This is a genomic window from Novosphingobium sp. FKTRR1 (genome assembly GCF_020404405.1).
Taxonomy (GTDB): domain Bacteria; phylum Pseudomonadota; class Alphaproteobacteria; order Sphingomonadales; family Sphingomonadaceae; genus Novosphingobium.
Genome location: NZ_JAIZDA010000018.1, coordinates 51,732 through 65,384, shown reverse-complemented (window position 1 = coordinate 65,384; position 13,653 = coordinate 51,732). Strand labels below are relative to the sequence as shown.

16 protein-coding genes are annotated in these 13,653 nt (G+C 65.4%); 8 read left to right on the top strand and 8 right to left on the bottom strand.

Annotated elements, in window-relative coordinates; all coding sequences use genetic code 11:
• Positions 1-32: 32 nt before the first annotated feature.
• From LDN95_RS16265 to LDN95_RS16245, 5 genes are read right to left on the bottom strand one after another with little or no spacing between them, the layout of a single operon-like run.
• Positions 33-710 (bottom strand): MIP/aquaporin family protein, encoded by a 678-nt coding sequence (locus LDN95_RS16265; protein WP_226018638.1) that lies wholly within the window; start codon positions 708-710, stop codon positions 33-35.
• Positions 707-1,240 (bottom strand): arsenate reductase ArsC, encoded by a 534-nt coding sequence (locus LDN95_RS16260; protein WP_226018637.1) that lies wholly within the window; start codon positions 1,238-1,240, stop codon positions 707-709. Before LDN95_RS16260 ends, LDN95_RS16265 begins: the two co-directional genes overlap by 4 nt.
• Before the next feature lie 13 nt (positions 1,241-1,253).
• On the bottom strand, positions 1,254-1,688 hold the full coding sequence (arsC, locus tag LDN95_RS16255; protein WP_226018636.1) for an arsenate reductase (glutaredoxin): 435 nt from the start codon (positions 1,686-1,688) through the stop codon (positions 1,254-1,256).
• Positions 1,689-1,703: 15 nt separating this feature from the next.
• A complete protein-coding gene (locus tag LDN95_RS16250; protein WP_226018635.1) occupies positions 1,704-2,189 on the bottom strand; it encodes an ArsI/CadI family heavy metal resistance metalloenzyme in 486 nt (161 codons plus the stop codon).
• Complete coding sequence (locus LDN95_RS16245) at positions 2,186-2,563, bottom strand: helix-turn-helix transcriptional regulator (RefSeq protein WP_226018634.1); 378 nt, start codon at positions 2,561-2,563, stop codon at positions 2,186-2,188. The genes LDN95_RS16250 and LDN95_RS16245 overlap by 4 nt, the downstream gene beginning before the upstream one ends.
• A gap of 259 nt (positions 2,564-2,822) precedes the next feature.
• Here LDN95_RS16245 and LDN95_RS16240 point away from each other — a divergent pair, with 259 nt between their 5' ends.
• The 3 genes from LDN95_RS16240 to LDN95_RS16230 all read left to right on the top strand — a co-directional run bounded on the left by LDN95_RS16240 (position 2,823) and on the right by LDN95_RS16230 (position 6,334).
• Positions 2,823-3,635 carry a transglutaminase family protein gene (locus LDN95_RS16240; protein ID WP_226018633.1) on the top strand — a complete coding sequence of 271 codons (813 nt, stop codon included), beginning with the start codon at positions 2,823-2,825 and terminating at the stop codon, positions 3,633-3,635.
• Positions 3,636-3,910: 275 nt separating this feature from the next.
• Positions 3,911-4,048: a hypothetical protein gene (locus LDN95_RS16235; protein ID WP_226018632.1), complete on the top strand. Its 138-nt coding sequence runs from the start codon at positions 3,911-3,913 to the stop codon at positions 4,046-4,048.
• A 9-nt stretch (positions 4,049-4,057) separates the two neighbouring features.
• Positions 4,058-6,334 carry a glycosyltransferase family 4 protein gene (locus LDN95_RS16230; protein WP_226018631.1) on the top strand — a complete coding sequence of 759 codons (2,277 nt, stop codon included), beginning with the start codon at positions 4,058-4,060 and terminating at the stop codon, positions 6,332-6,334.
• A 56-nt stretch (positions 6,335-6,390) separates the two neighbouring features.
• On the opposite strand, the gene LDN95_RS16225 is transcribed toward LDN95_RS16230, so the two are convergent.
• Together LDN95_RS16225 and LDN95_RS16220 are read right to left on the bottom strand one after the other, a co-directional pair.
• Positions 6,391-7,488: a branched-chain amino acid aminotransferase gene (locus LDN95_RS16225; RefSeq protein ID WP_226018630.1), complete on the bottom strand. Its 1,098-nt coding sequence runs from the start codon at positions 7,486-7,488 to the stop codon at positions 6,391-6,393.
• Between the two features lie 661 nt (positions 7,489-8,149).
• Positions 8,150-8,830: a hypothetical protein gene (locus LDN95_RS16220; RefSeq protein WP_226018629.1), complete on the bottom strand. Its 681-nt coding sequence runs from the start codon at positions 8,828-8,830 to the stop codon at positions 8,150-8,152.
• Positions 8,831-8,855: 25 nt separating this feature from the next.
• Between LDN95_RS16220 and LDN95_RS16215 the strand changes: the two genes are divergently transcribed.
• The 4 genes from LDN95_RS16215 (at position 8,856) to LDN95_RS16200 (ending at position 11,010) form a co-directional block, all read left to right on the top strand.
• Positions 8,856-9,623 carry a TlyA family RNA methyltransferase gene (locus LDN95_RS16215; protein ID WP_226018628.1) on the top strand — a complete coding sequence of 256 codons (768 nt, stop codon included), beginning with the start codon at positions 8,856-8,858 and terminating at the stop codon, positions 9,621-9,623.
• 120 nt (positions 9,624-9,743) lie between these two features.
• Positions 9,744-10,298: a TspO/MBR family protein gene (locus LDN95_RS16210; RefSeq protein WP_226018627.1), complete on the top strand. Its 555-nt coding sequence runs from the start codon at positions 9,744-9,746 to the stop codon at positions 10,296-10,298.
• A 103-nt stretch (positions 10,299-10,401) separates the two neighbouring features.
• Complete coding sequence (locus LDN95_RS16205; protein WP_226018626.1) at positions 10,402-10,686, top strand: accessory factor UbiK family protein; 285 nt, start codon at positions 10,402-10,404, stop codon at positions 10,684-10,686.
• An 84-nt stretch (positions 10,687-10,770) separates the two neighbouring features.
• Positions 10,771-11,010: a hypothetical protein gene (locus LDN95_RS16200; protein WP_226018625.1), complete on the top strand. Its 240-nt coding sequence runs from the start codon at positions 10,771-10,773 to the stop codon at positions 11,008-11,010.
• 7 nt (positions 11,011-11,017) lie between these two features.
• Here LDN95_RS16200 and LDN95_RS16195 read toward each other — a convergent pair whose 3' ends face one another.
• Complete coding sequence (locus tag LDN95_RS16195) at positions 11,018-12,226, bottom strand: PLP-dependent aspartate aminotransferase family protein (RefSeq protein ID WP_226018624.1); 1,209 nt, start codon at positions 12,224-12,226, stop codon at positions 11,018-11,020.
• Between LDN95_RS16195 and LDN95_RS16190 the strand changes: the two genes are divergently transcribed.
• On the top strand, positions 12,225-13,649 hold the full coding sequence (locus LDN95_RS16190) for a glycosyltransferase family 39 protein (protein WP_226018623.1): 1,425 nt from the start codon (positions 12,225-12,227) through the stop codon (positions 13,647-13,649). The genes LDN95_RS16195 and LDN95_RS16190 overlap by 2 nt on opposite strands.
• The last annotated feature ends 4 nt before the right edge of the window (positions 13,650-13,653 follow it).

Sequence of the window (13,653 nt, the reverse complement as noted above, 5' to 3'; positions counted from 1 at the left end):
TCGGCTGTCCAGGCCCCTTTGACGCGGTGGCGTCAGAGGGGCTTGGGCGGTGTCGCCGGATCGGCAAACAGCAGATCGGCGACCAGATGCGCGGCCAGTGCGCCTGCCAGTTGCGCCGCGATGAAGCCGGGGGCGCTGGCTGGTGCGATACCAGCGAAGGTATCGCTCAGCGCGCGGGCCACGGTGATCGCCGGGTTGGCAAAGCTGGTCGACGAGGTGAACCAGTAGGCGGCCGTGATGTAGAGCGCGACGCTTGTCGGCACCGCCTCGGCGCGCATCCGCACCGTGCCAAGGATCGTCAGCAACAGCCCGAAAGTGGCGACGCCTTCGCCCAGCCACTGGCCCGGACCGGTGCGGACGTGCTGCGATATCTGCCACACCGGCAGGTCGAACATCGCATGGGCCGTCCACACACCCAGAATGCCGCCCACCAGTTGGGCAACGACGTGGCCCAACGCGGCGGCGGTCGAAATCTGACCGCGCAACCGCATCACCAGAGTCACAGCCGGGTTGAAGTGCGCCCCCGAAATGGCGCCGAACATCGTGATCAGCACGAACAGCATGGCGCCGGTGGCGATCGTGTTGCCCAGCAAGGCCACCGCCACGTTGCCGCCGCTCAGCCTGTCGGCCATCACGCCCGAGCCGATCACGGTCGCAAACAGCAGGAAGCTGCCCAGCGCTTCGGCCAGAGGGCTTGCCAGACGGTTCACGCGGCGCCTTCCATCTGGCCGATTGCGGCCAATGCCTCGGTCAGTTCGTGCCGGTCCATCGTCTCGAACGGCAGGGCGAGCAGCGCGTCGACGCGCAAGGTCAGCCAGCGCCAGGTGTCCTCGAATGCGGCATCCTCGGCCGCTTCGTCGCCGGTGACATCGGCCGGATCGGGCAGACCCCAGTGGGCGCGCAACGGGTGGGGGTGTGCCGGTGTTCCGCGAAATACCGGGCATGCCTCGCCCGCCGCATTGCCGCACACGGTGATCGCCAGGTCGATCGGCGGGGCCTCGGGCGCGGAAAACTCAAGCCAGCTTTTCGAGCGGAACCCTGTGGTCGCGATCCCGCGCCGCGCCAGCAATCGCAAGGCACCGGGATGCGGCACGCCTTTGGGTTTGCTGCCGGCGCTGAAGGCCCGAATCCGGCCATTGCTCAGGTGTTCGAGTATCGCCTCGCCCAGGATCGAGCGTGCAGAGTTGCCGGTGCACAGCACCAGAATGGAAAACGGGCGGGAGTCCACCGTCGCGGTCATGATCGTTTGTCCTTCAGTTCTGCGCGATGCGGTGCCCGGCGGCGTCGACCACTTGCTCGCCGTCTTCCTTGGCAAAGGCCCCCCGCTGCGCGCTTGGCAGCAGATCAAGCACCAGCTCTGACGGGCGACACAGCCGCACGCCCAGCGCAGACACCACCAGCGGACGGTTGATCAGGATGGGGTGGGCGATCATCGCATCGATCAGCGCCGCATCGGGCAGCGCCGGGTCGCCAAGACCAAGCTCGGCAAAAGGCGTCCCCTTTTCACGCAGCAGCGCGCGCGGGGTGATCCCAGCCCGCGCGATCAGGCTTTCCAGCATGGCGCGCGATGGCGGGGTCTTGAGGTATTCGACGACATGCGGCTCGATCCCGGCGTTGCGGATCATCGCCAGCGTGTTGCGCGATGTCCCGCATTCGGGGTTGTGGTAGATGATGATGTCGACAGCCATCGTGCGGTCCCCGGTTCAGCAGCAGCTTTGCGCGCGGGGCGCGGCGCTGATCGTGGCAGCCTTGGGCGTGCAGCAGCTGGTCGCGCCGGCATTGGCCGAGGCCAGTTGATCGAGCGCGGGGCTGGTCCCGTACGTCGTGCTCTCGCCCGTGGTCAGGAACGTCTCCCATGCAACGCCGTCGGGGTCGGCAACCCAGCTCTTTTCCGACTGCGCATAGCAGCAGGTCGTGGCCCCTTCGGTCAACGTGGGGGCTGCGATCGTTGCCAGCCGGGCATAGACTTCCGCCAGCTCGTCCGCGTCTTCCACTTGCAGGCCAACATGCTCGATGCCTTTGACCGCACCATCCTTTTGCGAAATGGCGAAGTTGACCCGCGGGTCTTCAAGCATCCACTTCGCATAATCAGGGCGCACGACGGTGGGCGCGGCTGCGAACAGGCTGGAATAGAATGCGATAGAGGCTTCGATGTTGGTCACACCGACGTGGACGTGGAAACGCTTCATGCAACTTTCCCTTCGTGAATGGGTGTGGGGTCGACGATCAAATCAGAGGGGCAGCAGGCATCGGCGCCGACCACTTGGTCGCCGCATGATGCCCCGCCGCAGCAGTTTTCGGTGAGGTAGCCCATCAGATCGCCCATCGCGGCATAGTCGGCGCGGTGGATGACAAGGCGGCTTTGGCGTTGTTGCGTGACAAGGCCGGCCTGGACCAGCGCGGCAAGATGGAAGTTGAGCGATGACGGGGCCAGACCCAGCCGCTCGGCGATCACGCCAGCGGGCAATCCTGCCGGCCCGGCCTGCACCAGCAGGCGGAACGCCGCCAGCCGATGATCATGGGCGAGCGCGCCAAGCGCACGGACGGCAAGCGCTGAATCCATCGCAAACCCCATATTTCGATAAATATCAAAATATGGATATACACCTCGCAGTCAACCCTTCATTGTGCAGTGCGACAAGATCGTTTGTCAGGGCGCCACAGGTGTGTAGGCTCTGCGCGAAAGGTTCGATCCGCCAAATTTTGCAGCAAAGGGCACATTTTCCGGTGGGAACCCATGCCAAAGTCGTCGGTTTCTTGCCCAAAGACCCTCATTTCGAACCCGCAATGCGGGCATTTCCTCGAACGAAAGCTTCCCGCCCATGCTGATCCGCGCAGGTTATGACATCGGTTTCGCTAGCGACCAGGCGGTGCCGATGCTGGCCAACCTCAGTGTCCATGCCTCGCGCAACAAGGATCTGCGCACCCCGCAGCGGATCTTCACCACCCCCGATGTGCCGTTGTATGACTATGTCGACAGCTTCGGCAACATCTGTACCCGGTTGACGATGCCACCGGGCGGCATCGTCATTTCCTGCGGGTTCGTGATCGACGATCCGTTCCTGCCCGATGAAGTGGTGCCCGAGGCGCGGCAGGTGCCGCTGGCCGAACTGCCCGACGACGTGCTGCTGTATCTGCTGGCCAGCCGCTATTGCGAGACCGACCGGCTGACCGAAATCGCGTGGAACCTGTTCGGCCATATCCCGCAAGGGTGGGGACTGGTGCAGGCGATCGTCGGCTGGGTCCACCAGCATATCCGCTTCGACTACATGGCGGCGCGCCCGACCAAGACCGCGTGGGACGTCTATCACGAACAAGTCGGCGTGTGCCGCGACTTCGCTCATCTGGCGGTCACCTTGTGCCGCTGCATGAACATTCCGGCGCGCTATTGCACCGGCTACATGGGCGACATGGATCTGCCGGCGGTCGTCGGCGACATGGACTTTTCGGCGTGGTTCGAGGTGTTTCTGGAGGGGCGCTGGTTCGTGTTCGACGCGCGCCACAACCGTCCGCGCCGGGGGCGCATCCTGATGGCGCGCGGGCGCGATGCGGCCGATGCGGCGCTTACCACCACCTTTGGTCCGGTCACACTGACCCGGTTCGATATCTACACCGATGAGGACCGGCTCGGCTGAGCCACGCGTAACCTTGCGAATTGATGCAGGCAGTCCTGCGATGTGTGGTAGGCTCGGCCAGCGCAGGACTTTGCTGGCGATCCTTCCGGGCACGTGGGACTGATCTCGCCCCTGCCGGTTGGCGGGACGAGCCTTTTCGTCTGCCTGCCGCGATTGTCGCTGCACCGCTCCCCAGCGCGCCTGCCCAACGTCCGTTCGCCCGCAACCGGCGCGGCGCATTGGAACTTCCACGTGGCTCGGACATTTCGACCACAAGCAACCGGGAAACATCTGACATGGCCAAATCGCAAAAGCGCAGCAACCGTGAAGTGCGCAAGCCCAAGACCGAAAAGCCCAAGGCATCGGTCGCGATCAGCCCGGCCGAAAGTTCGCCGGTGATGGCCGCCATGCGCAAGCCCAAAGGCAAGCTCTGAGGCGATGCGATGAACAAGGGCCTCAAGGTCGCCTTCATCGGCAATGCCCTGCCGCGACGCTGCGGTATCGCGACCTTCACCACCGACCTTGAACTGGCGGTCAGCCACCTTGACGACGTGGCCCAGACCGCGATCATCGCGATGTGCGATCCGGGCGGCCAATACGATTTTCCGCCGCATGTCCGCTGGTCGATCGCGCAGGAGGATGCGGGGGGCTACCTTGCCGCTGCCGACTTCATCAACGGGCAGGGCTTCGACATTGCCTGCCTGCAGCATGAATTCGGCATCTTCGGCGGCGCTGCGGGCGACTATGTCCTTGGCCTGATCGCGGCGCTGAAAGTGCCGCTCGTCACGACCTTGCACACCGTGCTCGACCGGCCCGATGCGGCGCAGCGCACCGTCATCGACGCCATTCTCAAGGCTTCGGCCCGGGTGGTGGTCATGGCGCAGAAGGGGCGCGATGTCCTGATCGATACCTATGGGGCCGATCCCGCGCGGGTACTCGTGATCCCCCACGGCATCCCCGATGTACCGCTGGAAGCGCCCGGGGAGGCCAAGGCCGCACTCGGCTTTGCCGGCCGCCGGGTGATCCTGACGTTCGGGCTGATCAGTCCGAACAAGGGCATCGAAACGATGATCGAGGCGATGCCCGTCGTACTCGAACAGGCACCCGATGCGGTCTATGTGGTGATGGGCGCAACGCATCCCTCGCTGTTGCGCGATGCCGGCGAAAGCTATCGCGAAAGCCTGATTGCGCGGGTCCATGCGCTCGGCCTCGATGATCACGTGGTGTTCCTCAACCGCTTTTTCGACCGGCCCGAACTGCTTGAACATATCGCGATGTGCGATGTCTATGTGACGCCCTATCTGCTTGAAACGCAGATGACATCGGGAACGCTCGCCTATTCGCACGGGCTTGGGCGACCGGTGGTGTCCACCCCGTTCTGGCATGCGGCGGAACTGCTGGTCGATGGTTCGGGCGTGCTGGTGCCGTTCAACGATCCGGTCAGCCTTGGCGCCGCGGTGGCCGACTTGCTGATCGATGAAGCCGCGCGGCTGGCGATGGGGAAAAAGGCCTACAATGCCAGCCGGGCGATGACCTGGGCCAATACCGCGCTGCGCTATCGCGATGCATTCCGCGCCAGCCTGAACAGGGCGCGCGCACGGGCGAACAGTACCGCGCTGCCGCCGGCGTCGGTCAGCCACTTTGCGGCAATGTGTGACGATACCGGGCTGTTCCAGCACGCCGTTCTTGGCGTGCCAGACCGCCACCATGGCTATTGCATCGACGACAATGCGCGCGCCCTGCTAGCCTGTTGCGGCACGGGCGAGGGGGTGGATGCCGTCTTTGCCAAGGCCATGGCTCCGCGCTTTGCCGCCTTCATCCAACACGCATGGAACCCCGATACCCGCCGCTTCCGCAACTTCATGGGCTATGACCGCCGCTGGCTTGAGCCGACCGGATCGGAAGACAGCCACGGCCGTACGCTATGGGCGCTCGGGGTTTGCGCCGCGACGATTTCCGATCCGCAGCTGGCACGCTGGGCAGGACGTCTGTTCGCGCTGGCGCTGATCGACGTCGGCCATTTCACCTCGCCGCGCGCGTGGGCCTTCACCCTGCTCGGACTGGCGGCCTATTGCCCCGCCTATCCCTACGATCACGCGGCCCGGCATCTGCAGGCCTTGCTGGCGGACCGACTGCTCGCACGGTTGACCCAATGCGAAAGCCCCGACTGGGTGTGGTTCGAAGACCGGCTGAGCTATGACAACGCGCGGCTGTGCGAGGCACTGATCAAGACCGGCAGTGCCACCAACACCCCTGCCCTGATCGCGGCGGGCCTGCGCAGCCTGCGCTGGCTGATGGCGATCCAGACCGCGCCCGACGGGCATTTCCGGCCGGTCGGCTCGGAAGGGTTCCTGCTGGTTTCGCGTGATAGCCCCCACGCCTTCGACCAGCAGCCGGTGGAGGCTTGCGCCACGGTTGCGGCCTGTCTCGCCGCCCAAAGGGTGGACCCGACCGGGGAATGGGAACGCGACGCGCAACAGGCCTTTGCCTGGTTTCTCGGGCGAAACGATCTGCGCCTTGCGGTTGTGGATGTGGCGACGGGCAGTTGCCGCGACGGGCTCCACCCCGACCGCGCCAACGAGAATCGTGGCGCGGAATCGCTGCTCGCGTGGTTGCTGGCGCTGGCGGACATGCACCACTTCGCCACGGTGCCACGTCAGCGGGTGGGCGGTGAAAGTCCCGCTGTGACCATGCCGAAGCAGCCCCGCGTTACCGCCTAGGCCGTTTGGGGACAGGGCAGGGTGCGGCATCTGCCCTCCACCCTGCCTGCCAAACGTCAGGCGATCTTGTTCACCCAGCCGTGGGTGTCGGCGGCATCGCCGCGCTGGATCGAGACCAGCCGGTTGCGCAGCTTTTGCGTCAACTGGCCGGGGCCGCCGCTGCCGATCAGGAATTCGCCGTCGGCATCGGCAACCTTGCCAACCGGCGTCACCACGGCAGCGGTGCCGCAGGCGAAGGTTTCGACAAGTTTGCCCGAAGCCGCGTCGGCGCGCCACTGGTCAAGGCTGTAGCGTTCCTCGCGCAGGGTCAGGCCTTCTTCGCGCGCCAGCGTGATCAGGCTTTCGCGGGTGATGCCCGGCAGGATGGTCCCCCCCAGCGGCGGTGTCAGCAGCGTGCCATCGGCAAACACGAAGAACAGGTTCATCCCGCCCAGTTCCTCGATCCAGCGGTGTTCGGCCGCGTCAAGGAACAGCACCTGATCATGGCCGCGCGCAAAGGCCTCGGCGGTGGGCACCAGACTGGCGGCGTAGTTGCCGCCGCACTTGGCCGCGCCGGTGCCACCGGGCGCTGCACGGGTGTAGTCGCTGACCCAGATCGAGACGGCAGGCGCCCCCGACTTGAAGTAGTTGCCCGCCGGGCTGGCGATCACCAGAAAGCGATACTTGCGCGAAGGGCGCACGCCAAGGAACGCCTCGGACGCGAACATGAACGGGCGCAGGTAAAGCGAGCCGCCCTCGACCGTGGGAAACCAGTCGCGATCGGCCAGCACCAGTTCGCGCACCGCCGCGATGAACAGGTCTTCGGGCAGTTCGGGCATCGCCAGCCGCCGGGCCGAGGCGTTGAAGCGTGCGGCGTTGGCATCGGGCCGGAACAGCGCGATGCCTTCGTCGCCATGGCGATAGGCCTTCAGCCCTTCGAAGATTTCCTGCGCATAGTGCAGCACCGCCGCCGCCGGATCGAGCGCGATCGGGCCGTAAGGCAGAATCTGTGCATCGTGCCAGCCCAGGTCGGCGTCATAGTCGATGGACACCATGTGGTCGGTGAAGCGCGTGCCGAAGCCGGGGTTCGCCAGCACCTGCGCGCGCACGTCCGCAGGCACGAGGCCGGGGTGGGGGGCGCGGGTGAAAGCGTGCGGTTCGGCGAGCGTCGCCATGGTCATCGACTCCTTGGAACGGACTTGTGGAACGAGGTTCCGCGCTGTTGAACTATAATTACGAAAATGGCAAGGAATATGAAATTAAAGTCCAAAAGAGACTGATCTCATCCCGAGCGGTCTTTGGCGTGAGGTAGTGGAACCTGCCGCCCGGCACAATGCCGAACGCAATGCAGGGCCGAACGCAATGCAGGGCCGATCGCGATTGAGGGCCGATCGCCTCGGGTCGATCCGGGCGGCGTGGGCTGATGAAGCCCCGGTATGTCGAGAAATCCGGGAATGCCCAAAAATGTGAAGGGCCGCCTTCCCGCAGGAAAGCAGCCCTTCGCATGGTCAGCGGCCGGAAGTGCCGCCCACGATGCCTTTATCGCTTATCTGGAAATCAGCGATAATGCCTCGCGTTGCGGAATGCCGACCTCTGTGCTGAACCATGAGACATCGGATCACCTCCTTTCGCGCTGTTGAGCCAAGTTCGCCGCCCTTGCGAACGGCTGGACCGGGAGTGCAAGGCCCTGCACCGGCCTTGACAGGAAGATGATTCATTGCGGGCAGAACAACAAGTCTTGATCGAAATTATTTTGCCGTCAGAATGCTTGCTTCGCCCGACAAGGCGGTGGAAAACTTTCCCGCAAGCCATTCGTCGCGGTGAAGTGGCATTGCCTCAGCGGCAATCCTCGACCACCCGCGCCACTTCCGACCAGGCAGGCACCACCAGCATCGTCGTGCCATAGATGTCGACCGCAAAGCGGCCGCGGCTGAAGGCCAGCGCATCCAGTAGCGAATCCTGCGCAGGCAGCGTGATGACCAATGCGGGTGCGCGATAGCTGGCGGTCAGCCGCCGCTGTTGCGTCGACGCACTGATCGACGCCGGAACGGCCGTTGCCACGGCGCCAGTGGACGATTGGGCAGGGTCTTGCTGGGCCGGTGCCGCGATACCCGACCGGCTGATCGCAACGGTGCGTTCGGCCCGATTGCAGCGCAAGCTCAGCACGGTCTGCCCGGCAGGCGTGACAAAGGCAGCAAGACTGCCGCCCGGCTCGGCACGATAGCGCCAGATGCCATCGGCCAGCGGGGCGTCATGCCAGTCGACCGGCGCGGCGTTGCCCGATGGCAAGGGCGCTGCAGGGCGGATCTGCTGAACAGGTGGCGGTGCAGGCAGCGGAGCAGGACGCTGTTGCGGGGCAGGTGCCGGACGCGGGAGCGGGCGCGGGGCCGGACGGGGCGGCTCTGGCGCCGGCGCAACGCAACTGGCAAGCTGGGATAGCGCCACGCAGCCTCCGCCGAGCATGAGCAGGCGGACAGCAAAAGCGCGCGAGGAGCCGACCAGGCGGTTGATCATCATGCCCTGTCTATGGAAGAGACTGCCCGTGACCACAAGCCAGACCCCCCGTCCGCAAGCCGCTGCAAAGAAACAGCGTGTCGATCAGTTGCTGGTCGAGCGCGGTCTGGTCGAAAGCCGCGCGCGCGCGCAGGCGCTGATCCTGGCGGGGCTGGTGTTTGTCGGCGAGATGAAGGTGGCCAAGGCGGGGCAGACGGTTCCCGGCGATGCGCCGCTGGACGTGCGCGGCCGCGATCACCCGTGGGTCAGCCGCGGCGGGATCAAGCTGGCGCATGCCATTGCGCACTTCGGGCTCGACCCCACGGGCGTCGTGGCGATGGATATCGGCAGTTCGACCGGCGGCTTTACCGACGTTCTGCTCCAGAACGGAGCAGCTCATGTGTTCGCGGTTGATTCGGGCACGAACCAGTTGGCGTGGAAATTGCGGCAGGATCCGCGCGTTACCGTGCTCGAACAGACCAGTGCGCGCGTGCTCACCCCGGCGCAGATCGACAAGGCGGCTACCTGGGTGGTGTGCGACGCCAGCTTCATCGCCTTGCGCAAGGTGCTCGAAGTGCCGCTGGCGCTGGCTTCCCGGCCGACGCGGTTGGTCGCGCTGATCAAGCCGCAGTTCGAGGTTGGGCGGGGCGAAGTGGGCAAGGGTGGCGTGGTCCGCGACCCCGCGCTCCATGCCCGCGTCTGCGCCGAAGTGCAGGCCTGGCTGGTGGCCGAAGGCTTTGATGTGCAAGGCATTGTCGAAAGTCCGATCACCGGCCCCGAAGGCAATGTCGAGTTCCTGATCGTAGCTGCACGGTAACGGAGCTTAACCAAGATTGCCGTTTGGCGATCTGCCGTCCAATATCACTCGCGAATCGGCATGCTCGCCGGTCCCTGCCGGGCCGGTCAAGCGGGTCGGCAACAGTTTTTTGCGGGTACCATGCAACAGATTGCTTCTCCTGCCCAATTGAGGGCCAGCATCATTCGCTGGTCATTGTTCACCGTACCTTCGTGTCTGGGGCTTGGTTTCCTCTCGGGCCGGGCGGCCGGAAGCGTGCCCGACAATCCGTGGTTCGCCGCGCTGGTCAAGCCCGCGCTGTACCCGCCCCCATTGGCATTCCCGATCGTCTGGTCCATCCTTTACGTGATGATGGGGCTGGCGCTGGCGCTGGTCTGTTCGGCGCGCGGTGCGCGGGGACAGGGGCTGGCGGTCACCGCCTTCGTCGTGCAACTGCTGGTCAATCTGGCGTGGAGCCCGGCATTCTTCATGATGCACCAGATTTCGCTGGCGCTTGGGCTGATCGTGGCGCTGGCGGTTGCGCTGCTCGTCACCACGGTGCTGTTCTGGCGGGTGCGGCGCGTGGCCGGGATGCTGCTGCTGCCCTATCTGGCGTGGGTCTGCTTTGCTTCCTCGCTCAACCTGCAGATCCTGCAACTCAATCCGCAAGCCGACGGCGCCAGCGGTTCGGGGGCAACCGTGCGGGTCGAACTGTGACGGCTTGCGTGCGTCGTGCGTCGCTGTGCTGAATTGTCCCTTGCGATGCGGGCGCTGCGGCACCATGTAGCCGCCACCGTCACTTCCTGGGATCATGCGTGCCATGCAAAGCGAAAACCCGCTCCTCGCCGACTTCGTCAAGCTGCTCAACAGCGCCGCCGGAACGCTGGCCGGCGTGGGCCGTGAAGCGGGCGAAACCGCGCGGGAAAAAGCCAAGGAACTGTTCGGCGGGCTGGACTTCGTGACCCGTGACGAATTCGACGCGGTCAAGGATCTCGCCGCCACCGCGCGCGAGGAGGTTGAGGCGCTCAAGCTGCGGATCGCCGCGCTCGAAGCGGATGCGGCGGCGCGCGCAGGCGGTGGGGCCGAAGGGGCGCTTTCGGACTGATTTTTTTATTCCCGCCTGAAACCTTGTTGAGTTTCAGGCGTTTGCCGGCTCATCGCGCATGATGTTCATGCCTTGGAGCCGGCCATGTTCACCCAACTCGATCCCGTTGTCCGCCTGCATGTCGTGGACAAGGGCAGTGCCCATGCGATCGGGGTGATCGAGCGTGGCCAGGGCCAGGATCTGATCTGGGTTGCCGCGATCGAGGCCACGGGCGAAATCGTCAGCGTGCCCAGTCCGCACGTGCGGCTGTTGCTGAGCGAGGCGGCGGAGGAGACGGCCGCGCCGCTCCCCCGCACCTACGAACAGGTCGATCGGGTCGCCTGAACCGGGATCAAAGTCCTACGCGGCGCAACGCCTGATCCAGATCCTCGATCACGTCGTCGGGGTCTTCCAGCCCGACGTTCAGCCGCAGCATCCCTTCGCCCACGCCCATGTCGGCACGGGTTTCGGCACCCACGCCGTGGTGGGTGGACGAGGCCGGATGGCACATCAGCGAGCGCGAATCGCCAATGTTGTTGGAGATGTCGATCAGTTCGAGCGCGTCGAGCAGCCCGTGCGCCTGTTCGCGCCCGCCATCGAGCACGATCGACAGGATCGATCCGCCCGCCTTCATCTGCTTGAGCGCCAGCGCGTGCTGCGGATGGCCGGGCAGGAACGGATAGAGCGTGCGCGGCACGCGCGGTTCAAGGAACTGCGCGACCTTGAGCGCGCTCTCGCTTTGGCGCTGGATGCGCAAGTCGAGCGTTTCCAGCCCCTTGAGCACGACCCACGCATTGAAGGGCGCGCAGTTGGGGCCGGTGTTGCGCTGGAACGGCAACAGCACGTTGTTGATGAAATCGTTCGAACCGCAGACCGCGCCCGCCAGCACCCGGCCCTGTCCATCCATCATCTTGGTGGCCGAATAGGCAACGACGTCGGCGCCGAAATCGAGCGGACGCTGCAAGGCGCTCGTGGCAAAGGCATTGTCCACCACCGTGACGATGCCGTGTTTGCGCGCCAGCGTGCAGACGAACTCCAGATCGACCAGATCCATCGTCGGGTTGGCCGGGCTTTCGAAGAAGAACACTTTGGTGTTCGGCCTGATCGCGGCTTCCCACGCGGCGTTGTCGCCTGCATCGATCGTGGTGCCGCTGATACCGAAGCGGGGCAGCAGATTGTCGACCAGCCAGCGGCATGAGCCGAACGCCGCCTTGGCCGCGACCACGTGATCGCCCGCCGAAAGCTGGCACAACAGCGCGGTGGTCATCGCCGCCATCCCGCTCGCCTGCGCGCGGCAAGCCTCAGCCCCTTCGAGCAAGGCGATGCGTTCTTCAAGCATCTGCACGGTGGGGTTCTGCAGACGCGAATACGTCATGCCATCCTGCTCACCGGCAAAGCGCGCGGCGACGGTGGCGGCATCGTCATACGTGTAGCCCGAGGTGAGGAACAGGGCCTCGCTCGTCTCACCCATTTCGGAACGCCAGGTGCCGCCGCGGACGGCCTGGGTTGCGGGGCGCCACTGGCGCGTGATCGAACGGTCCTGACCGGTTGTGCGCTTCATGACGCAGCGCCTTAAGAGCGAGCGCGGGCGCGTGCAAGCCGGACCATTGCGCGCGCGCGTCGTATTGGCGTATCAGCCGCGCCTCATGCTGCGCCACCGCCTTGCTGCCGCCCTCGGTCGGCCCGATCCGCTGCTGGCGATCTGGTTGATCGTGCTTGCCTTCTTTCTGCTCGGCCTGATCCGGCTGGGCATCCCTTCGCGGCCGATGTTCGACGAGATCCACTACCTGCCTGCGGCGCGGCGGCTGATCGATCTGACCCGGCGGTTGAACCCCGAGCATCCGTTGCTGGGCAAGGAGTTCATTGCGCTCGGCATGAAGCTGGTCGGTGATACACCGTTCGGCTGGCGGCTGCCCAATCTGGTGGCCGGAACGCTGGGCCTGTTCGGCGCAACCCGCGCGGTGTGGTGGGCCAGCCGTTCGCGGGTGACGACGCTGCTGTTCGGGGTGTTCCTTGCCACCAACTTCCAGTGGTTCATCCTCAGCCGGATCGCGATGCTCGACATGGCGATGCTCTCGATGATGGCGCTGGCGTTCTGGCAATGGTCGCTGGCCTGGGCCAGGTGCCGCCGCTGGCACCTGCTGCTGGCCGGGGTGTTCATGGGGCTGTCGCTGGGGGGCAAGTGGAACGTCATTCCGCTGATGGTCACGCCCGGCCTGCTGTTTGCCTGGGATCGCGCGCGCGCGGTCGGGCTGGTCCACCACACGCCGGGGCGCAAGGTCACCGGTGCCACGCTGGCCGAATGGCTGTTCGGCACGCGCTATGCGCCGGTTCGGGGCGTCTCGCTGATCGAAGCGGTGGTATGGCTCGGTCTGGTGCCGGTGCTGACTTATTTCGCCACGTTTGCGCCCGCCTTCTTCTATCAGGTGCAGCCGATGACGCTGCGCGGGCTGATCCCATGGCAGACTTACATGCTGCACCTGCAGGACAGCGTGGTGAAGCCGCACCGCTACATGAGCCGGTGGTGGCAGTGGATGTTCAACTTGCGGCCGATCTGGTTCCTCTATGCCCCGGTCGACGGCGCGCAGCGTGGCATCCTGATGGTCGGCCACCCGTTCACCATGCTTGCCGGTTTGCCCGCGCTGCTGCTGTGCGCGTGGGAGGGTTGGCGCGGGGATGGAGCGCGGCCACGGCTCAAGCAAGGCGTGGCGCTGCTCTATGTGTTGTCGCTGGTGTTCTGGGCGATCAACGGCAAGCCGGTGCAGTTCTATTACCACTATGCGCTGGCCGCCGTATTCGTGATGGCGGCGCTGGCGCTGGTTCTGGGCGAATGGTGGGAACAGGGCTTGCGCTGGCCGCTGCGCGCTTCGCTGGCGCTGACGCTGGCGATCTTTGTCGGGTTCTACCCGATCATCTCGGCCGCGCCCTTACCGACGATGAAGGCGGCCTACCGCACGTGGATGTGGCTGCACAGCTGGCAATAGCGGG